General features: G+C 36.3%; 19 protein-coding genes and 1 pseudogene. 7 read left to right on the forward strand and 13 right to left on the reverse strand.

All coding sequences use genetic code 11. From position 1 onward, the window contains the following. Window positions 1-140: 140 nt before the first annotated feature. The gene (locus MKX49_RS12100) at window positions 141-1,382 is read right to left on the reverse strand and encodes a hypothetical protein (protein ID WP_340876586.1); all 1,242 of its coding nucleotides are present in this window, start codon (window positions 1,380-1,382) and stop codon (window positions 141-143) included. A gap of 645 nt (window positions 1,383-2,027) precedes the next feature. Between MKX49_RS12100 and MKX49_RS12105 the strand changes: the two genes are divergently transcribed. The 3 genes from MKX49_RS12105 to MKX49_RS12115 all read left to right on the forward strand — a co-directional run bounded on the left by MKX49_RS12105 (window position 2,028) and on the right by MKX49_RS12115 (window position 7,441). Continuing rightward, window positions 2,028-6,149: a hypothetical protein gene (locus MKX49_RS12105; protein ID WP_340876587.1), complete on the forward strand. Its 4,122-nt coding sequence runs from the start codon at window positions 2,028-2,030 to the stop codon at window positions 6,147-6,149. A 148-nt stretch (window positions 6,150-6,297) separates the two neighbouring features. Then, window positions 6,298-7,209 carry a glycosyltransferase family 2 protein gene (locus MKX49_RS12110; RefSeq protein ID WP_340876588.1) on the forward strand — a complete coding sequence of 304 codons (912 nt, stop codon included), beginning with the start codon at window positions 6,298-6,300 and terminating at the stop codon, window positions 7,207-7,209. 82 nt (window positions 7,210-7,291) lie between these two features. Then, on the forward strand, window positions 7,292-7,441 hold the full coding sequence (locus MKX49_RS12115) for a hypothetical protein (RefSeq protein WP_340876589.1): 150 nt from the start codon (window positions 7,292-7,294) through the stop codon (window positions 7,439-7,441). Window positions 7,442-7,951: 510 nt separating this feature from the next. On the opposite strand, the gene MKX49_RS28420 is transcribed toward MKX49_RS12115, so the two are convergent. From MKX49_RS28420 to MKX49_RS12130, 3 genes are all read right to left on the reverse strand, one after another. Then, the gene (locus tag MKX49_RS28420; RefSeq protein WP_445670124.1) at window positions 7,952-8,095 is read right to left on the reverse strand and encodes a hypothetical protein; all 144 of its coding nucleotides are present in this window, start codon (window positions 8,093-8,095) and stop codon (window positions 7,952-7,954) included. Between the two features lie 67 nt (window positions 8,096-8,162). Beyond that, entirely contained in the window at window positions 8,163-8,489 is a 327-nt protein-coding gene (locus MKX49_RS28425) for a hypothetical protein (protein ID WP_445670125.1), read from the reverse strand. 542 nt (window positions 8,490-9,031) lie between these two features. After that, window positions 9,032-10,747 (reverse strand): ABC transporter ATP-binding protein, encoded by a 1,716-nt coding sequence (locus MKX49_RS12130; RefSeq protein ID WP_340876590.1) that lies wholly within the window; start codon window positions 10,745-10,747, stop codon window positions 9,032-9,034. Between the two features lie 346 nt (window positions 10,748-11,093). Here MKX49_RS12130 and MKX49_RS12135 point away from each other — a divergent pair, with 346 nt between their 5' ends. Further along, the gene (locus MKX49_RS12135) at window positions 11,094-12,188 is read left to right on the forward strand and encodes an MFS transporter (RefSeq protein WP_340878532.1); all 1,095 of its coding nucleotides are present in this window, start codon (window positions 11,094-11,096) and stop codon (window positions 12,186-12,188) included. A 180-nt stretch (window positions 12,189-12,368) separates the two neighbouring features. Here MKX49_RS12135 and MKX49_RS12140 read toward each other — a convergent pair whose 3' ends face one another. From MKX49_RS12140 to MKX49_RS12165, 6 genes and pseudogenes are all read right to left on the reverse strand, one after another. Next, window positions 12,369-13,631 (reverse strand): LysM peptidoglycan-binding domain-containing protein, encoded by a 1,263-nt coding sequence (locus MKX49_RS12140; protein ID WP_340876591.1) that lies wholly within the window; start codon window positions 13,629-13,631, stop codon window positions 12,369-12,371. Window positions 13,632-13,816: 185 nt separating this feature from the next. After that, a complete protein-coding gene (locus MKX49_RS12145; protein ID WP_340876592.1) occupies window positions 13,817-14,566 on the reverse strand; it encodes a (S)-benzoin forming benzil reductase in 750 nt (249 codons plus the stop codon). Window positions 14,567-15,007: 441 nt separating this feature from the next. After that, a complete protein-coding gene (cls, locus tag MKX49_RS12150) occupies window positions 15,008-16,465 on the reverse strand; it encodes a cardiolipin synthase (RefSeq protein WP_340876593.1) in 1,458 nt (485 codons plus the stop codon). A gap of 227 nt (window positions 16,466-16,692) precedes the next feature. Continuing rightward, on the reverse strand, window positions 16,693-16,956 hold the full coding sequence (locus MKX49_RS12155; protein WP_034307218.1) for a metal-sensitive transcriptional regulator: 264 nt from the start codon (window positions 16,954-16,956) through the stop codon (window positions 16,693-16,695). A gap of 167 nt (window positions 16,957-17,123) precedes the next feature. Continuing rightward, window positions 17,124-17,567, reverse strand: a complete 444-nt coding sequence (locus MKX49_RS12160) for a CoxG family protein (protein WP_054395643.1) — start codon at window positions 17,565-17,567, stop codon at window positions 17,124-17,126. Window positions 17,568-17,840: 273 nt separating this feature from the next. Beyond that, window positions 17,841-18,322: pseudogene (locus MKX49_RS12165) on the reverse strand (transposase); the annotation flags it as partial. A gap of 615 nt (window positions 18,323-18,937) precedes the next feature. Between MKX49_RS12165 and MKX49_RS12170 the strand changes: the two are divergent. Beyond that, window positions 18,938-19,858, forward strand: a complete 921-nt coding sequence (locus MKX49_RS12170) for a hypothetical protein (protein WP_340876594.1) — start codon at window positions 18,938-18,940, stop codon at window positions 19,856-19,858. Window positions 19,859-20,437: 579 nt separating this feature from the next. Here the strand turns inward: MKX49_RS12170 and MKX49_RS12175 are convergent. The 3 genes from MKX49_RS12175 to MKX49_RS12185 all read right to left on the reverse strand — a co-directional run bounded on the left by MKX49_RS12175 (window position 20,438) and on the right by MKX49_RS12185 (window position 22,410). Further along, complete coding sequence (locus tag MKX49_RS12175) at window positions 20,438-21,778, reverse strand: glycosyltransferase (RefSeq protein ID WP_340876595.1); 1,341 nt, start codon at window positions 21,776-21,778, stop codon at window positions 20,438-20,440. A 256-nt stretch (window positions 21,779-22,034) separates the two neighbouring features. Further along, the gene (locus tag MKX49_RS12180) at window positions 22,035-22,163 is read right to left on the reverse strand and encodes a hypothetical protein (protein ID WP_340876596.1); all 129 of its coding nucleotides are present in this window, start codon (window positions 22,161-22,163) and stop codon (window positions 22,035-22,037) included. Between the two features lie 124 nt (window positions 22,164-22,287). Next, the gene (locus MKX49_RS12185; protein ID WP_340876597.1) at window positions 22,288-22,410 is read right to left on the reverse strand and encodes a hypothetical protein; all 123 of its coding nucleotides are present in this window, start codon (window positions 22,408-22,410) and stop codon (window positions 22,288-22,290) included. Between the two features lie 795 nt (window positions 22,411-23,205). On the opposite strand from MKX49_RS12185, the gene MKX49_RS12190 reads away from it, so the two are divergent. Next, entirely contained in the window at window positions 23,206-24,507 is a 1,302-nt protein-coding gene (locus MKX49_RS12190; RefSeq protein ID WP_241636377.1) for a nucleotide sugar dehydrogenase, read from the forward strand. Next, on the forward strand, window positions 24,504-25,475 hold the full coding sequence (locus MKX49_RS12195; protein WP_241636378.1) for an NAD-dependent epimerase/dehydratase family protein: 972 nt from the start codon (window positions 24,504-24,506) through the stop codon (window positions 25,473-25,475). The genes MKX49_RS12190 and MKX49_RS12195 overlap by 4 nt, the downstream gene beginning before the upstream one ends.

A 25,475-nucleotide genomic window follows, 5' to 3' on the forward strand; every position in this document is an offset into this window, starting at 1 on the left:
GAAAAGCTCTATTCTGTTTTATCGCTTGGTCCAATAATTTTATCACTTTCCTATTATCTAATAAGTATTTCTCAAAGTGATAATTTCCTTCAACCACCTCACTCCCACCCCCGGTTTTCTATGCCATTAAATCTTTAACCTTATCGTTTCTTCGTTAATAATAAGGAAATTTGATTGCTTGAACTGATTTCCAAATCTTGTTCTTTAAAAAATACAAAAGCCTCTACACGAATATTGCTGTTTTCTTCAGGTTGAAGGACGCTTATTTGTAAGTTAGTTAAAGATTCTGTTTGCCTAGGGTTTATATTTTTAGATTGAATTGGACATATCCAGGTTTCACCCTTCTCCATTTCTTCAAACCATTCCTCATTCATATATTGCCACCCTTTTGTTTCTTCATTTTTCATGACCCCCAAAGTTTCGGCAACATTGGGCGGCAATATTTGCCCAGATATTTTTATACTTTCTGAAGGGCTGGAACGCAGACAGATAACTGGATTCCGCAAAACCTCCGTACCTATATTTTTAATATGAAGATTTCCAATAAGCTTGATTTTGTTACGTTCTTCAAGTTCTTCAATAAAAATATGATAATCTAAAAACACTTCTGCTTCTTTTCTTTTAGTAATAGTTGGTTTCTTTAATAAAAACTTTTTCTTTTCTGGTAAACTTTTTTCTTTTTGCATGGCAGGCTCTAAATTTATCCCAGTATTTTCAGAATGAATAAACATGTTTGAGAAAATTTCAATTGGAACTAATGACAAAACAGATAAAGGTGAGCTTTCGTGAAATCTAGCCAATATTCCTATAGTTATGGACATCGCATATTTCTCACCAAGTTTTCCCCAAAAATCTTCATCCGTAAAAACAGGATACATAATCTGTATATTAATAAAAGGGTTATTTGCGTTTCTGACTACCTCATTAGATTTAAATTTTGTTCCAGTCCTTTTACATTCATATTGAAAAATATCCAATAACTTTTTATTAGCAGATTTTGAATTGTAAACTAATTCAAGAATGGGCTCTTTTATTCCTGGAATTTCAAAGAGTGAAAAGTATACATGAAAATCAGCCCTTTCTGATTCATTCTTTTCATCCATGAGAATCACCTTTGCCCCGCATGCAGATAGGAATGTTTGAATATACTCCAACACCTTCCTTTCTAGAAGGTGCTTTCTAAAGGTGTTATATTTAACATCATAGTCGGAAGAAATGACAATTCTTTTACCATGCAATGCAGAACATAATTGTACTTTTTGATTTTCAGTATCTGGCTGCACCTCAAAACCCAATTCCCTAAAAAGATAAGTAAATGCCGGGAGAGACTCATAGGGGATGGTTCCTGCCCCCTTATCTCCAACTTCTACTTTAATGTCCATTTATGTATCCCCCTTTTTGTTAATCCTGGTAGCAGCTTTACTATTTAATAGGATAAATTAATACCGTACGGCTCTTTTCCCACAACCCTTATATCACCCAATATTTATAATATGTAAGAGGAATGAAGAAATGATAAAGAATACACTCGGCAAACTCTAATTCCTTGTGTAAGTTTGTGTATACAATATTAAAAGGAAATGTAGTGCCTCCATCCATGTAAATGAATTTTATGAGGGGAATCAAAAGGTGATAAATATAATCACCTTTTTGAAATACGGTACATATAACTATTATGGAATCATTTATAAAGGGATCAGTATTTGATTAAAACCAGTCACATGAATATTGAAAAATTGAAATCAAAGATTTTTCGGTCAAGATGATCATTTTATGAGGAGGAATTTTCTTTTGTTTACCATTACCCCTACAATGATTTGGATGTCGCAGTGTTCCTAATCATGAAGCAACACCAACACTCTGACGAACGGTACTCCACACCCATAAAAATCTTGATAAACATCTCCGCATAGGAACTTCTTGGTCATTTACAGTCGCTCAATCTCAACCTGTCTAATTGATTCCTTATTAGTAATGGCTGGAGATTGCGCCTGTTCACACGTGATCAAAAATAAGGAGTGGTTATTTTGTACACAGATGATGAAAAAGCCAATGAAATTCAAAAAAGTAAATTGAATAAAATAACTCCAGTTCAACTTCAGCAAATGATCATTCATCTTAGATCTGAACTTTCCCTATACAAATCAAAAGTTAATGAATACGAAGTCGATTATAGTAAAAAGAAAATAAGAAAACTAATAAAACACAATGAAGAAATGATAAATGAACAAAGAACATATCAAGATCTAATCAATCGGAAGGAACATGAAAGGAAGAATGCAGAAACCAAGGTTCAGAAGTTGGAAGAAGAAATTAAGAAATATAAGGCTGAACTACAGTACTTTAAAGAAACCAAAACAAACGACGAAAAGAAAAATAACGACGTAAAAACTCTTGGAGATAAGAATAAATTATTACAAAGTGAAATTGCTTCTCTTCAAAAGAAAGTTAAAGATTATGAGTCTGCTCAAAAACAGTATGTTAAAAATGAGGAATTTAAAAGCCATGATGGTTTTCAAAAAATGGCGGATGGTCTTACAGAGGTGAAATCCCTTCTTGCTCCAGTCAATAAAAAAATATCTAACTTAGATGTACAAAGCATAAATTTAGAGATTGAGAAATTAGTTGAAAAAGTTATGTTTTATTTTCACGAGCAAAATATTTTCAAAAATGAAATTCAAGAGTTAAAAGGAACCATTCAATCTCTCAACGAAAAAGAAATGAATTATAAAAATGAAATGAATCAGCTTACTAAAACCATTGATCTTTTATACGATCAAGAAAAGCAATATAAAGTGGAGATGAATCATTTAGAAAAAGCACTTTCAGATAAGGAAGAGCATCATAAAAAAGATATAAAAAAATATAAGAAAGAAATTGATCATTACATTTCAAAGATTAGCCAACTATCCGAACAGGAAAGTCAATTTAAGGTGGACATTACTAATTTAGAACAGATGATTTCCGATCTAAAGGAAAAAGAGTCCTACCAACAACAAGAAATCCATCAGTTAAATCAAACGATTAGCGATGCATCCCAACAAGAAATTAAATATAAAACGGAGATTGAAAATTTAGAGAAATCGATGATTGAACTTACTGAAAAGGAAGCGCAGCAGAAACAAGTTATCGAAAACTTTAAACTTGAAATTGAAAATTATACCCAAATGATTGGCCACCTAGCCGAACAGGAAAGTCAATTTAAGGTGGACATTGCTAATTTAGAACAGATGATTTCCGATCTAAAGGAAAAAGAGTCCTACCATCAACAAGAAATCGCGCAGTTGAATGAAACGATTAGCGTTGTAACCCAACAAGAAAATAAATATAAAGATGAGATTGAAAATTTAGAGACATCCATGATCGAACTTTCCGAAAAGGAAGAGCAGCAGAAACAAGTTATCGAAAACTTTAAACATGAAAATGAAAATTATACTCAAATGATCGATCAACTATCGGAACAGCAAAATATATATAAGGTGGACATTGCAAATTTAGAACAGATGATTTCCGATCTAAAGGAAAAAGAGTCCTACCATCAACAAGAAATCGCGCAGTTAAATCAAACGATTGCTCTTGTTTCAAAGCAAGAAAATAAATATAAAGCGGAGATTGAAAATTTAGAGACATCCATGATCGAACTTTCCGAAAAGGAAAATCATCATATACAAGTTATCGAAAACTTTAAACATAAAATTGAAAATTATACTCAAATAATCGGCCACCTATCCGAACAGGAAAGACAATATAAAGTGAACATTGAGAATTTGGAACAGATGATTACCGATCTAAGGGAAAAAGAGAACGACCATCAACAAGAAATCAAGCAGTTAAATGAAACGATTAGCATTGTAACCCAACAAGAAAATAAATATAAAGCCGAAATTGAAAATTTAGAGAAATCTATGATCGAACTTTCCGAAAAGGAAGAGCAGCAGAAAAAAGTTATCGGCAACTTTAAACAGGAAAATGAAAATTATTCTCAAATGATCGGCCAACTATCTGAACAGCAAAGTCAATATAAGGTGGAAATTGCAAATTTAGAACAGATAATTATAGATTTAAAGGAAAAAGAGAACCACCATCAACAAGAAATCGATCAGTTAAATCAAACGATTATCGTTGTACCCCAACAAGAAAATCAATATAAAGTGGAGATTGAAAGCTTAGAAAAAGCCATGATCGAACTTTCCGAAAAGGAAAATCATCATATACAAGTTATCGAAAACTTTAAACAGGAAATGGAAAAATATAATCAAACGATCGACCACCTATCCGAACAGGAAAGTCATTACAAAGTGAACATTGAGAATTTGGAACAGATGATTTCCGACCTAAAGGATAAAGAGAACTACCATCAACAAGAAATCGAGCAGTTAAATCAAACGATTGCCGTTGTATCCCAACAAGAAAATAAATATAAAGCCGAGATTGAAAGTTTAGAAAAAGCCATGATCGAACTTTCCGAAAAGGAAGAAAAGCAAAAACAAGTTATTGACAACTTTAAACAGGAAATTGAAAATTATACTCAAATGATCGGCCAACTATCGGAACAGGAAAGTCAATATAAGGTGGAAATTGCAAGTCTAGAACAGATGATTATAGATTTAAAGGAAAAAGAGAACTACCATCAACAAGAAATCGAGCAGTTACATCAAACGATTAGCGCTGTATCCCAACAAGAAAATAAATATAAAGCGGAGATTGAAAGTTTAGAAAAAGCCCTGATTGAACTTTCCGAAAAGGAATATCATCATATACAAGTTATCGACAACTTTAAACATGACATTAAAAATTATACTCAAACGATCGACCGCCTATCCGAACAGGAAAATAAATATACAACCGAGATTGAAAACCTAGGGCAAATGATTATTGATTTTAAGGAAAATGAAGATAACCATCAACAAGAAATCGAGCAGTTAAATCAATCGATTGCTCTTTTTTCAGGGCAAGAAAATAAGTATAAAGCGGAGATTGATAACCTGGAGCAAATGCTTATTAATTTTAAGAAAAATGAAGATAACCATCAACAAGAAATCGAGCAGTTAAATCAAACGATTGCTCGTGTTTCAGAGCAAGAAAATAAATATAAAGCCGAGATTGATAATTTAGAACAGACGATTATCAATTTAAAGGAAAATGATAATCAACATCAACAAGAAATCGAGCAGTTAAATCAAACGATTGCTCGTGTTTCGGAGCAAGATAATAAATATAAAGCCGAGATTGATAATTTAGAACAGACGATTTACAACCTAAAGGAAAATGAAAATCATCGTCAACAGGAAATCGAGCAGTTAAATCAAACGATCGCTTTTGTTTCGGAGCAAGAAAATAAATATAAAGCCGAGATTGAAAACCTAGAGCAAATGATTAAAAATTTTAAGGAAAATGAAAATCAACATCAACAAGAAATCGATCATTTGAATCAAACGATTGCTCGTGTTTCAGAGCAAGAAAATAAATATAAAGCCGAGATTGATAATCTAGAACAGACGATTATCAATTTAAAGGAAAATGAAAGCCAACATCAACAGGAAATTAAGAACTTAACCGGTTCCATAATAGATTTAAAAGATAAAGAAATTAATTATTTACAAAAAATAGGAACTATAAGTAAAACGGTAAATGATCAAAAAGCAAAAGAAATACATGATAAAGATGAACGAACAAAATATATTAAACAACGAGAAAAAAATCAATTGCAAGCAACAGGAAAAATGGAAAAACCTTTTAATAATAATGGAAAACAACAGCAAGTTGGAAATACTCGTGTTAATATGGTAAATTTCAATTCGCCAAATAACAAAGAAGTAATTAATCAACCAAGTGCGTTTCGATTCTCGAATGAAACAAACCAACAAAAAAATACAACCCAAAATTTTAATATGCAAACATCACATAGTCAAATATCCTCTCCCTTAAATAACCCGAGTTACACAGAAATTGATCGAACTCAACAAAATTATAATTCCGGAATCTTGTCATCGTATCAGAAAAAAGATTACCAAGATACTAAATTTAAAAACTCTAAGTCAGATTCATTTTCATTAGATATGTTTTATAAAAATCATCCTTTATATAATTTACATTCTGGAGCGCAAAAAACAGCGATAGATCCCTTTAAGAATTTTAGAAAGCTTTAATAATAACCATTATTTTGAGTATATGTACCCTCACTTTAACCCATTGAACTACAAACAGAAACTTAAATACCACTTTCAACGGAAGATCAAGGATTGTGATAATCTCCCTATTAAATTCAATATCACAGTCCTTGAATTTTTCATACTAATGAAAAATCGTACAAAAGGAGAGATATATGAAGTGAAAAATCATCCTTTAATTTCAATAATTTTTCCTGCCAAAAATGAAGGGGAAAATGTGAAAAACACTCTCGATTCATTATTTTCAGTTGATACAAATTATTCCTTCGAAGTGATTATTATAAACGATGGATCATCAGATGATTGCTGCGATTTTCTTACTACCTATAATCACGCAAACCAGGTTAAGCTTTTTGAAACAGATGGCATTGGAGCTGCCAGCGCACGAAATTTAGGAGCAGCAAAAGCTTCTGGAGAATTCCTGATTTTTTGCGATGCACATTTACAGTTTGAAGATTTGTGGATCGATCATATTGTAGAACCCCTGCTTACAGGAAAATCAGATGCAGTAACCCCAGCAATTGCTTCGTTTGGCAATTCCGATTTCATTGGCTATGGTATGACCTTAAAGTCAAACCTTAGAATTAAATGGAATTCTAAACAAAATGGCCTCTTTGAAACTGCCGTATTACCCGGAGGATGCTTTATTATCTCAAAAAAAGTGTTTGAAGATGTGGGCGGATTTGAAACGGGATTTAAAATTTGGGGACATGAAGATGTAGAGCTTTCTATTAAGCTATGGCTGTTTGGATTTCGCTGTCACGTTTTGCCTAATATAAAAATAATCCATCTATTCAGAAAAACTCACCCGTATGAAGTTAGCTATGATGAAGTTTATTATAATTTATTAAGGATGGCCTACTCTCATTTTAATACTCATCGCATACAGAAGTGCAAAAAACTTATGATCCATGTAAAAGCAAACCCGATTGAATCTCAAGTTCTCCTTGATGGAGTCAAAAAGCAGCGACGGGCCTACTTTCAAAAACGAAAATATGATGATGATTGGTACTTTGCCAAATTCAATATAGATTTCTAGATTTTACAGATCACCCTTTCGAGTCATGTCGTTTTATTAATTCCTTTATAAATTAACAAAATGATGAAAGGTGAGAATGTAAATGAAAGAGCTATTTACTAATATTTATAAGAAAAACAGGTGGAGAAATTCTGAGTCTGTATCTGGTTCGGGTTCATCACTTACTCAAACCAAAACACACATTTCAAGAATTACCAAGCATAATAAAACAACTGCAGCTAAAAAAGGATAGAAGCACCATCTGGTGATTTTAATTGGATGAAGGAAATATACAAAAATACAGAATTATATATTGGGATTGATATCGTCGACAAAAGTTCATCTGCCACAATCACAACTATACTGATAAACCACTAGCTTTATGGAATTAGGATATCATCAATTTTTAAAATATATCTACTTCCACTTGCGCATGATATTTTCCCCTTAGTTAGACTGTATAATAAACCCATGAAATAACTTGGATGTTAAACTACTTCTTGTATAGATTTTATTATGCCTAAATAAGGGGATACATATCAATTTCCAAGGAATTAAAGATACAGGTTGTACAAAGTCATTTGTATAATGAGGTTAGCCGGGATGGTGTGGATATTTTAAATAACGTCGGCTTTTCAGACTTAAAGCTGGATAAGCACTGTAACAAAGGCTTAATAACCCCCTTGTAGGGGCTTCCACTTATGATACCCGTTAGGATAGTAGTTGTGCCTTTTGGTTAACCCTCCCTTTTAGCTTCATGCCCTTAATTAATAAATACTTCTGCCACCTCAGGGCGAGTAAATTCCGGTGGTGGAGTAAAACCCCCATGCAGCATTTCCTTGACTTTCGGTCCACTTAAAATGAACCTTTCGTCAGCAGAATGTAGGCATGTCTTCAAAGAAGCCATATAAGCTATGTTAAAAAAACAATGGTTTAATACCTATATCTTTAGGGTCAAACTGGTTGAATATTTTTTACGCATCATACGTTCCATAATATTTCCCTACCCCAGCATGATCACGGCCGACAATAAAGTGTGTACAACCATAATTCTTTCGAACAAGCGCATTAAATACCGCTTCCCTTGGACCTGCATAACGCATAGCGGCAGTGAGATTAAGCAAGACATAATCAGGGGTTCGTACCTTTAGCTGTTGGAAGAATATTTCACTTAAGGATGCGGTGAAATTTTGTCCAGTGTGCACTAGAATATGTGAATTGGCATATTGATCCAGTTTCTTTATGATTAGACTTAATCTAATAATTTCAGGTCGAGTCCCTAAAATAGTCATTACTTTCACGATTTACACTCCTTAATCTTTTCTGTTTTATGGCCTCACCGTCTACCCTTATTGTATGCACAGCCAATTCTATTGTTATAGGCTAACCTATTAGATTTCGCCTCAATTTGAACGAATAACCGATTAATAAGCCGCCATTCCCCCTCAACCCGGATTTAATTAAAAGACTTTTATTCCTTATTGAAATATTAATCAGTCATGATGTTATATCGAACTTAATATTGATTGAACTCCTTTCCATGCTATTAAAAAAGCTATTTGTCCTTGTAAGGACATATAGCTCAGACTGTAGACAAACTAGACAAGTTTGTCTCAGTTTTTTAAGTGGGTTTATAAAACCTCAAACGTCGATTTCCACTTCAGGCACTCGCTTTCCACGGGCGGTCCTCCCTCGGCTCCTTGCGCCTGCGGGGTCTCCCCTTGACGCGCTTTTCCCGCAGGAGTCTCGCACACCCGCTACAATCAACATTGTTTTGAAATTTTAGGTAAAACCCCTTTAGTCAACAAACTCAGCTTTCCTTGTTAGGACAAATAGCTTTTTATCATTTTTGGAATTGTAATTGATGCAGATTGGCAAAAATGCCCCCCTGCTTAAGTAAGTCATCGTGACCGCCTTCTTCAGCAATTCCTTCTTCCGTAACAACCACGATCTTGTCAGCGTTACGAATGGTTGCCAATCGGTGTGCGATGATTAACGTAGTTCTGTTTTCAGCTAGTTCCGTAAGAGCCTGCTGGATTATTCTTTCCGTCTCCGTATCGAGTGCAGAGGTTGCCTCATCGAGAATTAATATTGGCGGATTCTTCAAAAACATCCTCGCTATTGCAATTCGTTGTTTCTGTCCACCCGATAATTTCAAGCCTCGTTCACCTATTTGAGTTTCATAGCCTTCTGGAAGTCCTTCAATGAAAGTCTCCAAATGGGCTTTCCTTGCGGCTTCTTGAATTTGTTCATCCGATGCTCCAAGCATTCCGTACGCAATGTTCTCTTTTACAGTTCCTGTGAAAAGGAATACATCTTGCTGGACTATGCCAATTTGTGAGCGCAATGACTTTTTCGTCATTTCACGAATATCAATTCCATCAATGGATATTGAACCGGCCTTAACATCATAAAAACGCGGGATCAAAGAACATATGGTCGTTTTCCCAGCTCCTGAAGGCCCGACAAAAGCGATGGTTTCACCAGCTTTAATTGTTAGATCAATTCCTTTTAAAACTGGCTTTTTGTCTTCATAGTTAAAAGAAACATCTTTAAAGGAAATATCCCCTAATAGGGTGGTCATCTCAATTGCATCCTTTTTATCCACTACATCAGGCGTGACATCCAGTAGTTCCGTAAAACGCTTAAAGCCGGCCATCCCTTTTGGATAGAGTTCCATCAACGCACTGATTTTGTCGATCGGCTTAAATAATACGTTAACATATAAGACGAATGCAACCAGTTCCCCATAAGAGAGCTGCCCATGAAAAGTTAGCCAAGCTCCAATCACCAACACGGCAAGGGTCATGAACCTCGTCATCATGTAAATGCCTGATAAGCTAAAGGACATAACCTTATAACCTAGTAGTTTCGCTTTACGGAATCTGCGATTATTAGTAGCAAATCTTTTCATTTCATATGTTTCATTCGTAAAGGATTGTACAACCCTCACTCCTGAGACGCTATCTTCCACACGGGCATTTACATCCGCAACCTCTGTATACATTTTCTTCCAAGCTTTATTCATCTTTAAATTACTTATGACAATCAATAACACGAGAAACGGTAAAATACAAACCGATACGAGTGCCAGTTTCACATTGATTGTCAACATAATCCAAAATGCACCTATAAAAGTCATGAAGGCAATGAATAAATCTTCGGGACCATGGTGAGCAAGTTCACCAATATCGAACAGATCATTGGTTATGCGGCTCATGACATGGCCGGTTTTCGTGTTATCAAAAAAACGAAAAGATTGTTTCTGCACATGCTCAAATAATTCCTCACGCATATCAGTCTCGATATTTATACCCAATTTGTGGCCCCAGTACCCTACTATGAACTGTAAGAAGGTACTAATGATATAAAGCAGGAACAAACCGGCACTTACCGAAACTATGGCAGACCAATCGTCGCCAGGCAGCAGTGTATCAATAAACCACTGAACAGCTAGCGGAAATGCAAGTTCAAGTACAGCCACGACCACTGCACTGAAGAAATCAATAATGAATAACCGCTTATGCGGCAGGTAATATGAAGCAAAACGTCGAATCATCAAATTTTTCTCCTTTTTTACATATATTAAGGAGTATAATTCCATATTCCATATTGAGCAAGCATTTCAGAACGCCCACGTTCATAAAAAAAGCCAACCCGGCTCATACAATCTATTGAATTTAAGGAGTGAATCCAGTGTAAAAAAATAACCATTCTAAATATCCATGAACTTTATTTTAGTAAAGGATGGTATTCATGAAAAACACATCGTTTCGATGCCTTTGGATTGGTCAGGCATTTGCAAATCTAGGGGATATTTTTTATGTAGTCGGGTTGATTTCACTATTATATAATTTGACGGGGTCTGCCTTCTATTTGAGTTTGCTCCCGTTCAAATTACAACGATTTTTCGGTTCATCAGCAGTTTACTTGCCCCCCTTGTCATCGACAGGTTTCCTTTAAAAAGAATCATCGTTCAATCTCAATGGTGGAAAACGATCTTACTCGTTTGCCTAGGAATCTTTATAATAAGTTTCGATCATGGTTTTTCTGTTGCCGTCATTTTCTTCATTGCCTTTATTTCATTATTGGACGGAGTCGCTGCCCCGGTTAGCGCAGCTTTGGTTCCTCAATTAGTTCCAAAAGAAGAGCGGATGAAAGCGAATGGTTTCTTGAATGTGATCACCCAGACCATCTTTGTAGCAGGATGGCCACTAGGTTCCGTCTTATTGATAAGTACCAACAGCAGTTTCATCATTTGGCTTACGGTCATGCTTTATGCCGTTTCAACGATCTATACAGGGAGAATCAAAGTCCCTGAACATGCGACGGACCCTGTTGCTCCTTCAAACTGGGATTCGATTAAATCCGGATGGGTTGCGATTCGTCAAATCCCAACTATCCGTACCCTCATTTCCATTGATTTCATAACCACTTTAGCTTCAAGCGTGTGGGTGGCTGCCGTTATCTATATATATGTAGAACAGAACCTGCAACTGGGTGAGGAATGGTGGGGGTACATTAACACAAGCTACTTTGTCGGCATGATTTTCAGTGGATTGATCGTCATCCGTTTTGCCAAGTTACTAGAAAAATATATTGGATTCTTCATCACTTTCGGGCTATTTCTCAGTTCACTGCTGATCCTGCTTTTTGGAACTACCAGTATTCCTGCATTAGCTTTGCTGCTGGCATGCCTGTACGGGCTCCCAGAACAAATCCGGGAAGTGATCTATACCAAGCTATTCCAAGACCATGCTACGGAAAAGACTCTTGCAAAAATTCATGCAGTTTGGGGAGCAGTCATCAATCTTACATTTGCCGGCTCTGTCTTACTATTAGGCTTTATAACGGAAACATACAGTGTCAAAACAACGTTCCAATTTTCCTCCACCCTGATATTCCTTGCCTTTCTTTATGCAACTTTTAAAAGGAACGACTTAATAGGGAAGCAATGTGATCAATCGCTGTCAAGTAAGTCATCTAATCTTCCTAGATGATTTCGTTTCACGAAAAAAAGGAGCCTTGGTTTTCCATGGCACCTTTTTTATCGTTTCAAGACCCGTCTAACAATATTGCCTCTCTTTAAAGTCTTTCTCGGTATGATTGGCTTGCTTCTGTTAAAAGCCGTACAACCAAACAAGGGAAGTAAATATATAAACCGCCTGCACCCATTCATTCTATTTGATAATCCAGATATTATTATTTATAAACTCCCAATTCTGCGGGAATTCCAAACCAATCTGCCAATAAGTTGCTCCTATCAGTTCATATGCATCAATCATTTCATATTTTGCACTTATCGATCTTATATCTTCAAACCAAACGACATGATTCGAATTCTCTCTTCGGTAGGAATAGGAAGGTGAAGCCGCTGAGGTGTCAAAAGTTATTTCAGCACCAGTTGCAATGGCAAGGTTTTGGGCATTTTGAGCTGATAAAGCTTTCGTCTCGTGGCTCGGTACTATCCAATCGTATCCATACATAGGAAATGCCGACTGCAGTTTATATTCAGGAATATTCAACAAAGCATAACGAAGAACCTCTCCCATCCACCAAAGTGGGGATATGGGTTCAGGCGGTCCAGTCGGATACCCATAGTCAATGGTCATCACGGCAACAAGGTCAGCTGCCTCTCCGATCCCCCGATAATCATGCCCGCCTACAATTCGATTATCAGGATTATCCGCTGTTTTTGCATGTACGTTCACATGCAGGATCAGTTCGTTCAACCCCTCCTTTAATTCTTTTAAAAAAAGCACATAATCGGAACGCCTGGCAGGTGGGATGAATTCGATGTCCATGCTGACACCCCCATAGCCTTTCTGCCTAACGAAAGTCAGCATACTATTGATTAAATTCGCTCTGTATACTGAACTGGCAAGGACATCACCAGCCAAATCAGCATCGAAATCACCATCTTGAAAGTTTCGGATCATCAGTAGCGGCTTCACCCCTATCTGTTCGCATTTCGCGATAAGCGGGAGATCATCTCCATCAACGTACGCATTCCCTTCCCTTGTAAACGAATAAGCGACAATGGCTAAATAGGATAATTTATCACCATTCTGCTCAAGTGTTTCAAATACGACTCCACCTGAAGTCGGGAAGGCAAAACCCAGCGTAATCAATTGATTTTTGTAAGGAGACGGTATCAAAATTTCCATACCGACTTTTAGCGAGTTTTCAGAGATTCCTGGGTTTGCCTCCTTGATTGCCGCTGCACTCGTACCAAAACGACTGCCGATTTTAGTAAGGGTATCCTGACTTTTAATTAGATACCTTCGATTCACCGCTTTTTCATTAGGTATATACAATGCCAGACCAGGAACCAAAGTTGTTGATTCCAATCCGTTGACTTCAATTATCCTCGATGGGGCAACTTTATTTTTCGAGGCAATTTCCCAAAGGCTGTCACCTTTTTTCACAATAATGATCGTCATTCAAAACCCTCCAAACTCCCTAAAAAAAGTTTATGTTATTCAGGTAATTGGATAGAACGAATTATCACATTTCCTAATGAAGATATTCTGGTTTTTCAGTCGTTTTTTATTGGAATAAAAGATCACAAAAAAAAGAGGCTGTCCAAAGGGACACCCCCACGCTATAAGCCATATTCTCCTATACATCAAAGTAAATTCTTAATGTCGTAGAACTTCCCATTCTCCAAATCTTCTGCTTCAAGCAGCTGCAAAAGTTTATCTGCCACAAATTCGGGGCTTCTTAATATGCCCTTCTCTTTATATTCATGAAATTTGTCTCGATCGGCAAAGTCCCGTTCGTCTGCTGATCGGATTGTCCCTTGCATCTCCGTATCCATTACACCTGGTGAAAAAGAAATGAGAGACGTAGGAAAAGACGTTTTATCCTGTTCCAACCCTGCAACCCGTGTAAACATTTCCAACCCCGCCTTAGTACTGCAATAGGCTGCCCAGCCATGATAAGGATTTTTTGCTGCTCCTGAAGATATGTTGACCAATACCTTCTTTCTGTTCCAGTCCTTTGTCTGTTTAACGAATTCATCAGCCAATACGATAGGTGCCATGAAATTCACCCGCATGCTCGTTTCCAAATTTACTATACCAAGGTTTCCTACCGGCTTAATAGGTTCAATGACACCTGCATTATTAATGAAATAAATGTCACTTGTATCATCGACGGCAGTAAGAATCTCATTGACTAAGGAAGGTAACTTTACAGTTTCATTCAAGTCCAGCGAAATAAATGTAAGTTTCGTCCCGGAACGGTCAGCCATCCGCTGCATTTCAGGATGGGCCGTACGGGAAACTAAAATGCAATGATCACTCGTCTGCAAACACCCTTTGGCGATGGCAGCACCTAAACCTTTTGAAGCTCCTGTTATTATATACGTTTTCACGGCTTTTCCCCCTTTTCTGGATATAAACTATTGTATCAAAATCGAGTTCGGAATGGTCTCACCACATACCGTGATTTTAAGATAAGACTACTGTTTTATGAAATCAAGCTCCGTACTTGTTTTAAACATGCAGGAAGCCTCAATTGAAACAAAAGAAATTCCATCTAAAATAAAGCAAAGTTGATTGGAGTGGGTGTGCGGGACTCCTGCGGGAAAAGCGCGCCCTAGGGAGACCCCGCGGCGGAAAGCGAGTGCCTGGAGAGGAAGTCAACGATTTTGCAAACTCAATGAATAACAATGGTCTACAACTGAAAGGGAATGGATTTCTGAAATCAAGCTCCGTACTATTTTTCAAGGAAAAAAACTGCAGGCAAACTCGATTTTTCGAATTTGTCTACAGTCTGAACAGACCATGTAGTAATGGTTCGTTTATTTTAAATATTATAATATCGGTGACACCAGCCTTGCAATGGACTCTTTAAAACGAATCCACTTTGATCGCTTTTCAAACTCTTCAATTGTAAGCTGCCTGCATACTTCGACATCCTTATAAAAAATCCTGGTCAGCGTTTCGGCCATTCCTTCATCATAAATGAAGGCATTGACTTCAAAGTTCAATTTAAAACTACGGACATCAATGTTAGCTGTCCCTACCGAGGAGACCTCTTCGTCTACTACGATCATCTTCGCATGAATAAAGCCGTTATCATAGATGTATACCTTAGCACCCGCTCTTAATAACTGCCCTGCATTGAAAGTCGTTGCCCAATAAACAAAAAGATGATCAGGTTTATTCGGAATCATGATTTTTACATCTACCCCTGATAAGCTGGCAATCCTGAGTGCATCCAATAAACTGGCATCCGGTATGAAGTAAGGTGTTTGAATGAGAATCGATTTCTTTGCTGATGAAACTAATTTAATATAGCCATTTTTAATTTGTTCCCATTCAGAATCCGGCCCACTTGTCACTATTTGCAAATCTATATTCCCTTGGGTCTCTACAATAGGGAAATAATGAGGCTGATAAGTTATATCATGATGCTTTGATGCCTGATTCCAATCCAGGATAAACCGAGTTTGAATGGCTTTGACAGCCGAACCCTCTATACGAAGGTGTGTATCACGCCAATAACCGAATTTTGGATTAAGCCCTAAATATTCATCACCAACATTAAAGCCTCCAACATACCCTACTTTTCCATCTATGATCACGAGCTTTCGATGGTTACGGAAATTCAGTCGTAAATTTATAAATTTTAATTTGGATGGAAAGAATGCCTCAACTCGTCCTCCAGCCTGCCTAAATTCCCTGAAGAAACGTTTAGTCATCCCTCTAGATCCCAGTTCGTCATAAAGCAGCCGAACTTTGACGCCTTCATTCGCTTTTTTAGTCAAAGCTTCAATGAATCGTTTACCCAGGCCGTCCCTTTGAATGATGTAATATTGTATATGTATATGGTTTTCGGCCGCTTCGATATCTTTAAAAAGCTGGTCAAACTTATTTTTCCCTTCCGTAAAAATATCGACTTGATTATCTTCAGTAAGTACGGCATCATTGTTTCGGAGATGCATATAAATCAAATCACGATAATTACTCGAAGAAGCATTTCGAAAAGGAAAATGATTCGTTGAAAGCTCTTCCATCTGTTTATCAATGATTTCTTCGATCCCGATCTTCTTCTTATCCTCCCATTGGAATAAGTGTGCGTGCCTTAGACTTGTTCCAAAAAGCAGGTATAAAATAAAACCGACTACAGGCAAAAAATATAAAACCAATAACCAAGCCCAGGTCGTGCTCGCTTCCCTTCTTTCAAAAAATATGACAATCGTTGCAAATAAAATATTTAGAATGATGACGAGGCCGAGCAAAACCGATGTAACATGCGTAAATTCCATAGCATACCCTCACTAAATTTTTATCCCTTTAAGGATACCATGCAAATTCTTTATATCAAAGGATTTGCTTATCAGAAATGAAAACAGAGAATTCACAAAAATGGACCTCTTCTTGTAGAGGCCCATTTTAAAAATCCATCCACCCCGGACACTAAAATTTCTCAGATTGTCCAGGCAGTCTAATAATATTTGTCTTAAAAATTCCTATTTAACAATAATATAATTGCTTACCGGCTTTTCACTAATAAATTCACAGCTTCTTTCACTAGCTCTTCGGGATTCTTTTCTCCGGATTCATTAGCCTCCCGGACGCATTCAACAAGATTGGAACTTACTATTACCCCAATTGTCCGATCGATTGCAGATCTGGTTGCAGATAACTGAGTTACTACATCCCTGCAATCTTTATTATCCTCCATCATTTTCAAAATCCCACGAAGCTGTCCTTCAATTCGCTTCACTCTATTTTTAACCTGCTTATCGTATTCCATGTGAGGCCTCCTACCCTGCCTATTACTTATGAATCCTATCCAGACATCCATCATAAAACCCTTTCAGTCGAAATGAAGGTTTGATAAAAATCTTACAATTTATAATACATACCACTTAGGTATAATTGTCAAGTGCAACTATTCAATGAAACTCCAATATGTAATTTCTATTTTTGTACAAGAAGACTTTGTGCAACTGCCTCAGAAAACTCGATCGTCATTTGGGGAACGTAGGTTTTTAACAAAGCATTGACGATAGGTGCTTTAGCGCCTTTTGCCGTAATCGCCAGGCAGCCAGTCATTTTAGTCTGTCCAATTCCGCACTCTTCCGCTAAAAAATAGCCATGCCCATCAAATTTTTCATTTAATCCCTTAAGCTTAAATGTTACCTTATCGGGTTCAATCCATTCCAATATATTCACTTCCAGTTTAATTTTCTTCTTCATTAATCCCAAATCGCTTTTAAACTCCCAAATAAGTGTCCGCTCATTTATCATCTCATGATTGATATATCCTGGGACTAGAGGTGCCCAACGATCTATGCTACTTACAAAACCCCATACCGTTTTTTTGGAAACAGGTAATATGATACTATGCACACCTTCTGACAAAGCAGTTCCCCCCTTAATCATTCTATTTACATCCTTGTAATGTATGGCTGAACAATATTGAATAGAACGGTAAGATTAGATTCTTAAACAAAATTCTCCCGGTGTAAGAAACCATTTAAAGATAATAACAGCAAAGAATCGCCCCAGTAAAAAAGGGACGATCCAGTATGTAGACAAAAGGGGCTCGGAATTATAAAATTCCGAACCCCTTTTGAAATTCCCTTTGATTTTTCGCCTAAAGTTAAGAGATGGGGGCTCCACGAGCCCACCATGTTAGGCCATTTTCGGACCTTGCCATGTCCAATTTGCCATCTTCTTTACATTCATGGCAGCGAAAGTAAGCATCGCCTGCATCTACAATTTTTTAAGTCCCTTTAAAGTAGTCCAACGCATACCATACTTTTCTTTTGCATCTGCGAATACACGCTCAATCGCTTCTTTACGCTTCGCATATATAGGTTTTACATCTTGATGATGACGCAGATGATCTGCTTCTTACACATGTGTTTGCCAGATATGACGTGTTACCACTTTTTGACACCCAGACTTTCTGTACACTGAGATAAAAATGAGCAAGTTGTACAAATGTGTTTGGGCGATTTGTACTCTCGATATCCCTCTTTATTTGTTGTTGAGTACTTTAATAGCTAACCCGTTGGGCAAAGGTAACAATCAAAATGTTCATCGTATACATAGTCCTGTTTGCGGAAGAATCCTTCTTTTGTGCGAGGGCGTGTATAAGGTAAAACCGGTTTAATTTCTTTGTATAGAATGTTTTTTTGAATGAACATTTCCTCATTAGTAAACGAATTGAAGCTTATGGACATTTGGATATCTTCCTTATAAATACATTGAACGTCGAGTACAGCAAGGTAACATTGTTTACGTCAGGTAAGAGAAACTGAAAAGGGTCTATACAATCTAAACACCAATAGAGCAAGGCAAGCACACTAGAGGTTGAATCCCTGAGTCAACCTCTGAGAAGTCTAAGCCGTCTAACGATTCATCTCTTATAAAAAATACGGTCTCTAGGGTCAACACATGCTAGGTAGGTGCTAATTAGGGTCAGCAATTCTTTTTTTGGCTTTGTTAATATTGATGTTGACTTTTGAACAAATAAAAGAGACCACTTATTATGTTCTTCTTTAGTGTTTCTTAATGAAGTAGCTTACCCGTTATTTAGTGTTAAAAAAATTTTAGAAGTTAATTTTCCCTTTTTGTTAACAACCAACCTTCTTAAAAACGGTTTATAAACCTATAGATTTTTGCTGTTTGAGTTAGATTTATTTTCACTTTTGTACCATATTGTACAAACATCTTTTCTTTTAATGAATAAAATAACCCGAAAATAAAAAAAGAAAAAGGTGATTATGATTAAAAATCGTTATCTTATTTCACATTGTAATTCCTTTGTAGACACCACATATCTTTATAAGAAATGTGATCAAAAGAAACCGGATGATTGTCATTGTTGTCATAAGAAACACAGTGACTGTATTTGTAATCAAAAGAAACCGGATGATTGTCATTGTTGTCATAAGAAACACAATGACTGTATTTGTGATCAAAAGAAACCGGATGATTGTCATTGTTGTCATAAGAAACACAGTGACTGTATTTGTAACCAAAAGAAACCGGATGATTGCCATTCTTGTCATAAGAAACACAATGACTGTATTTGTGATCAAAAGAAAACCGATGACTGTCATTTGTGCCATAAGAAACATAATGACTGTCACTGTGACGATAAGAAACATAATCTAGTAAGAGCATCTGCGTTCAGGGCTAATAAGAACACACCACAACTTTACGAAGCAGCGTTAACTCCCTCTGTAAAAGTTTTATTCCAAACTGAACAGTTTGATTTAGCAGATGAATATAATCCGCACATATCAACATTTATTCCAACTAAGGATGGAATTTATGAGATAACAGCAAAAGTCTCGTTTTGTCCGTCAAAAAGTAAAAGCAATGATTCCTCAAAAAACAAAAAAGATAATTGCAAATGTGATTATTGTAAAAAAAATCATTCTTCAAAAGACAAAAAAAAGCACTTTTTAAAAGAAGGATATGTTGCATCCATTGCAATTAACGTAAACGGAGATGATTTAGATATTGTAAATGACTTCTTTGGTAAATCAAGACCTATTGGACTATCGGTTACTACAATCCTTCAGTTACAAGCAGGAGATTGGGTACAAGTAATATTTAGCGCAGGTGCAAACGGAGAAATTTTAGCAGAGACACTTCTAACAAATTTTCAAGCTGCTAGATTTCCCTCTCCAATGTAAAGATCTTTTTTGCTTTTATTTGCTTAATTCTTACATTGAGCACCTAGATATCATATTTGTTAATTAAAGTTGAGTATTAGAATTTTTCAGGAGTTTTAAAAATCGGCTAATTGTAGATGAGCAAGATTTAGTCGATTGTTTTGACGTCTGTAGAGCACAAGTGAGTCTTTATGCCGGAAGAGTTCATATTGAAACTTTGGAAAATCTAGAGAAAAATAAGGATGATCAGTGGAAAAGCACCCTTACTTCAGGTGCTTTTTTGATTGTGGTTATGGAATTATAGTATTCTGACTCTAAGATACTACTATATTTACTTGTGAGGCTTCTTATTGGGTACTGCCCCCAACTCTTTAGCAGCCTTTTTACCTGCCTTTGCAATCTTTAATGCTAGTTCTTTATAAAAAATTCTTCCACATCCAAATGAAGTCCAGGATAAAGTTCGTGCAGCGTGCTTAAGGCAAATTATAAAAAACATCATGCCGTTGTTGAAAAAATTGAGAACAATCCTTTCTTGAAAGGAAAATTGCTTGTTTCAAAATCAGCTAAACAAGAATATGAACGGGCTCCTTTTTCTATTTTCTACATCCCCATCAGTTTATCAAGTCCCACGTATTTCTTTAAAAAGTCACCCTCATCAAAAAAATATCCTCTTGCTAGACTCTCCATACCATGACCTAAATCAAAAGCGACTTTGCCTAGCATCTCTTTAATGTAACCAGCTAATATGATCGCATTTGTTCCAGCTGCTAATAAAGCTAAGTCAAAATCATAATTAGCGATCTCATCCTTGGCTCGTGGTATATCTTCAAATTGGTTGACGTTAACGGATCCAACCACTTCAAAGTTTAGCTCGGCTTTTAAGCTATTATTAAGTGCTTCCATCACTTCCTCTGCATAACCACAAACAATTAATAACTTCTTTCCTTCTAACATTTTGCGGAATTTTTCTCTTTGTGAAAACATAATTACTCTCCGGGTATATGCTTCAAAACAATACTTCCTCCAAATATCAAGCGTATCAAAGACCTTTTCTGTAAACTCGCCCGCATCCTTTTCCCATAAAATGGTATTGTATCCAACAATATCAGACACGTTGACTGCATCGATAGCCATATCCCGGGCATCCGTATTCGGGAATACGATACCTCTATGGTAATGCCCCCGCCTAATTCTAGCAAGTGCGGTCTTCACTTCTGGATTACTCATTATTTCTGCTTCTGACAATAGATGATATTGGGCCATAACAAACGACTCTGTCGCACCGACTGATATGACTGAATAAGGAATTTTATTTTTTAAAGCAAATGAAACCTTATCCAACACTTCCCCGCTGGTTAGCATTTGTGTGCGCAAACTAATTCGACTTTCCTCAAATCTCCACTCAATATCCCTTAAATAATCTTTGATATACTCAATGAATTGCTCGGCTCTAATGGTAGATGTATGTTTTTTCCTCACCATTTGATAGCCTCGTTCTGTAATATCATTTCTTTCTTCCTCATGCTCTAAATAATAAAGGGCCTTTTCCAGGTAATTATCCTCATTGATTTCGATAAATGTTTCTCCATCAATAAACCCTAAATCCTCCAGTTCTTTTGATCCACTCGCCAACAAAAGCGTTTTGCTTGCTGGAACTTCAAAATACTTGGCAATGGGAAACTTATATCTAGAATCATCGGTAAAAAACATTTTCGCCTTATTAATCTCCATGGAAAAATATTTTCCAACTAGTGATTTGACCTCCTCTTCCTGACCGTAATCTCGATATCCAGGGTGTTGATTATGAACGAAACCAGGGTATCCACTCATCCCTATATCAATTTTATACCTTAGAGGATAGGTATACTCATCTACAGCACCCATAAGTAAAAAGTCTATTTCTTTATTCAACTGATAATCTTTAAACTCTTCTATATTCACATAATTGGGGAGCCACCGAAATTTATATAGTAATTCTGGATAATAAGTTTTAAAAGCATCTCTGTAAAAAGAAAAAATTATATCAATATCATTTTCATAAACAAACCGACGAAACTTCTCTTGATCTCTTTGTATGTCCCAAAACAATATGCCTTTAGGGATATTGACATATTTTAAGCCATGTAGTGGTTTGTTCCAAACTACATCATCAAAAAAGATAAAATCAGGAGTGAAATTTAGACGATTTATCACATCTTTAATATTTGTCTCTTCTTGTAAACAAAGAATAATGATGATTCATCACTTCTTGCTTAAAAAAGTCTCCATAACGAATGACATTTTTACTAGTATCGTTAGTAGAATACAATATTTTTAATTTACGCATTTAACTACCCCCATTTACGTACTTGAGCTTTATTGTGAACACTTATAATCAAAGAAAATTTTCTATTTTTCGATACAAACTTTTATCCTCAAGCTTTTTGAAAAAACCAATACTTGGTTTAAGATTAGCTTCGATAATCTGAGTCAGTTAGGCCAATATCTAAACCTAGGACACTTGCAACTGGATAATAACCGCCTAAATATTTTGCATCTAAAATTGCAATACTATCGATTTCGATATTTTTCAAATCTATTTATGTCCTTTATTGATGGCTTTTCGAGTGCATGTTTCAGCGTGAGGATTTCTTTTGCTACAATTATATTGTTATTGTTCATTTTCCGTATAAAAACACCAGTCAACGCACTTTTATCCACTGCTTAAGGCTGTCATACACCATCCTATTCAAAGTTTGTATAAGTGTTAATCCTTTTTTAAGGTGGGATGTCGTAAAAAGAAGAACAACTGCAGACATGATTGTTTATGTCGCCTGCTAAGAACATTCAGGGTGAAGGAGTGACATTAATACAAAGTCTTGAGATATATTACGGGAGAGCTAAATGGTGTTAGAGATTGCTGAGCAGGAATTATTGTGCCTGGTAGCATATCTCCTCCTCTTAGAGGCAGAATAATTCAAAGGGTGCTTTTCCGACGACATCTGATTAGGTGTAAAGAAGAGCTTCATAGGCCTCAGACAATTATTCCGAGCCCTAGTAGTCATCATCGTCCATTTTTGCGATGATAGCCTACTTAGCTTGCAAATCCCCTTTATTTAAAGTTGTAAATTACAACCGACAAGGATAGGATCCAAAAAATAATCTGCAGTAAGTAAAATTACGACTAAAAGGAAAAATCTTGTACATGTAAAAAAAGGACTAGTTCTTTTTGTATATCCTTATCAGCAATCCCTTTATTCGCTTTAACTAAACACCATTAAATTCCAATATATACAAAACTATTTTGTTTTCCGGTTATATTAGCCTATTACCCTCTACATTTATTCGCATAGGATAAACAAAATAATTATTAGAGAGGGAAGGAAAAAATGTCAGAAAAAATAAACCACAATAATGCCCATTTTAAAAAGGTAGGGGTAATTGGCCTAGGTTATGTAGGTTTGCCTCTTGCTCTTCTTTTTGTAAAAAAGGGCTTTGATGTCATTGGTATTGATGTCAATCAAAGCAAAATTGAAAGCCTGAAGCAAAATACTTCATATATACCCGATGTTAGCGTTGATCAAATAAAAGATGCAGCATCCTCTGGAAAATTTACTGTTTCCTCTAATTATCAAAGTGCTGAAATGGTAGATGTCATCATTATTTGTGTACCAACACCTTTGACATCTTTTCACGAACCAGATTTAAGCTATCTTGTTGATGTAGGAAATTCACTTGTTCCACACCTACAAAAGGGACAATTAGTTATTCTAGAAAGTTCAACCTACCCCGGAACAACGAGAAAAGAGCTCCTCCCAATTTTAGAAAAAAGTGAATTACAGGTAGGAACGGACCTTTTTCTTGCCTATTCTCCTGAACGTATTGACCCTGGAAATAAGCTTATTACTGTAGAGGAAATTCCAAAAGTAATCAGTGGAGTAACGAATCAATGTAGCGAGCAAATTTTTCAATTGTATAGCCAAGTTTACAATCAAGTTGTTATCGTGTCTTCAACTGAAGCTGCTGAACTTACCAAGTTGCTAGAAAACACATTCCGATTTATCAACATTTCGTTTATCAATGAATTTGCTATCCTTTGTGATAAATTAAACTTAAATGTTTGGGAAATTATTCAAGCTGCCAATACGAAGCCATATGGTTTTACTTCATTTTTTCCTGGACCGGGTATAGGAGGACATTGCATTCCTGTTGACCCTCTCTATTTGCTATGGGTTGCAAAACAAAGTGGGACAAACAGCCAATTCATTGAAATATCGAATAAATTAAATCATGACATCATCCAGTACATCGCTGACCAAATTGAAACCATTTCTTCTGATAAAAATCCTCGTATTCTCATTTATGGTGCCGCCTATAAAAAAGATATTAATGATGCCAGAGAATCTTCTATTTTTCCAATTATTCAAAGGCTGGACAATTCTCATTTCCACGTATCCTATCATGATCCCTTTATCCCTGAAATCACTGTTAACGGTAAAAAAATGCAGAGTATTCCTTTAACAGAGGAACAATTACAACTAGCAGACTGTATTCTGATTTTGACGGATCATTCTCAAATACCCATTCAAAAAATAATAGACCATGCAAAGCTAGTTTATGATACAAGAAACATAACGGAAGGTCTGACCGGGAATGCCAAGGTCATTCGATTGGGAGGTGGATCCCAGTGAAAGTACTTGTTACAGGTGGGGCTGGGTTCATTGGTTCACATATTGTTAAAAAATTGATTGAGTTGAACAATACAGTGATCACTTTAGATGATTTATCTACAGGGAAACAATCTTTTCTTAGTGAAGTGATGAACCATCCAAATCATACATTTGTGAATGGATCGGTGTTGAATCGAAACCTTCTGGAAAGCTTAATCGACCAGTGTGAACTCGTATTTCATTTAGCTGCCGTGTTAGGAGTGAAGAATACAGTCGAAAATCCGCTAAAGGTGATCGAGGGTAACATTGACGGAACACGGAACGTTCTAGAACTCGCTTATCCAAAAAAGATTAAAGTCATTTTTTCATCCACTTCCGAAGTGTATGGAAAGAATGATCAACTTCCATTCAGTGAAAATTCCAGCAGGGTATTGGGGCCAACCACGACCCATCGCTGGTGTTATGCTACAGCAAAAGCACTAGACGAACATTTATGCTTTGCTTATGCGCAGAAAGGACTTCCTGTAACAGTAGTCCGTTATTTTAATGCTTACGGTCCCCGAGCTACGGCCACCCAATACGGGGGGGTGATACCTAAGTTTATAACCTCCGCATTGAAAGGTGAACCTCTCACAGTATATGGAGACGGCACCCAATCAAGATGCTTTACGTATATTGATGATATGGTTACAGGAACGTTGTCTTGCATAGACAATCAGGTTAATAATGAGGTATTTAATATTGGCAAGGATCAGGTTCTATCCATCAACGAACTTGCTGGAAAAATAAAAATATTATGCAATTCACCCTCCCCTATTATCCATATTCCTTATGAAATTGCTTATGGGAATGGCTATGAAGATACACAAAATAGAATCCCAGATTTGACGAAGGCTAATAAACTGCTGAATTTTTATCCTTCAATTGATATTGAGGTAGGACTAAGAAAAACGATAGCCTGGTATAAAGAGAATTTAGAAAAGGAGTAG

The sequence above is a fragment of the Peribacillus sp. FSL M8-0224 genome (assembly GCF_038003055.1).
GTDB lineage: Bacteria > Bacillota > Bacilli > Bacillales > DSM-1321 > Peribacillus > Peribacillus frigoritolerans.

Excerpts from the sequence above, each read along its gene's own strand:
- MKX49_RS12100 (WP_340876586.1), bottom strand. The coding sequence starts at position 1,382 with ATGGACATTAAAGTAGAAGTTGGAGATAAGGGGGCAGGAACCATCCCC.
- MKX49_RS12110 (WP_340876588.1), top strand. The coding sequence starts at position 6,298 with ATGAAAAATCGTACAAAAGGAGAGATATATGAAGTGAAAAATCATCCT.
- MKX49_RS12115 (WP_340876589.1), top strand. The coding sequence starts at position 7,292 with ATGAAAGAGCTATTTACTAATATTTATAAGAAAAACAGGTGGAGAAAT.
- MKX49_RS28420 (WP_445670124.1), bottom strand. The coding sequence starts at position 8,095 with ATGGCTTCTTTGAAGACATGCCTACATTCTGCTGACGAAAGGTTCATT.
- MKX49_RS12130 (WP_340876590.1), bottom strand. The coding sequence starts at position 10,747 with ATGATTCGACGTTTTGCTTCATATTACCTGCCGCATAAGCGGTTATTC.
- MKX49_RS12140 (WP_340876591.1), bottom strand. The coding sequence starts at position 13,631 with ATGACGATCATTATTGTGAAAAAAGGTGACAGCCTTTGGGAAATTGCC.
- cls (WP_340876593.1), bottom strand. The coding sequence starts at position 16,465 with ATGGAATTTACGCATGTTACATCGGTTTTGCTCGGCCTCGTCATCATT.
- MKX49_RS12155 (WP_034307218.1), bottom strand. The coding sequence starts at position 16,956 with ATGGAATACGATAAGCAGGTTAAAAATAGAGTGAAGCGAATTGAAGGA.
- MKX49_RS12170 (WP_340876594.1), top strand. The coding sequence starts at position 18,938 with ATGATTAAAAATCGTTATCTTATTTCACATTGTAATTCCTTTGTAGAC.
- MKX49_RS12180 (WP_340876596.1), bottom strand. The coding sequence starts at position 22,163 with ATGCGTAAATTAAAAATATTGTATTCTACTAACGATACTAGTAAAAAT.
- MKX49_RS12190 (WP_241636377.1), top strand. The coding sequence starts at position 23,206 with ATGTCAGAAAAAATAAACCACAATAATGCCCATTTTAAAAAGGTAGGG.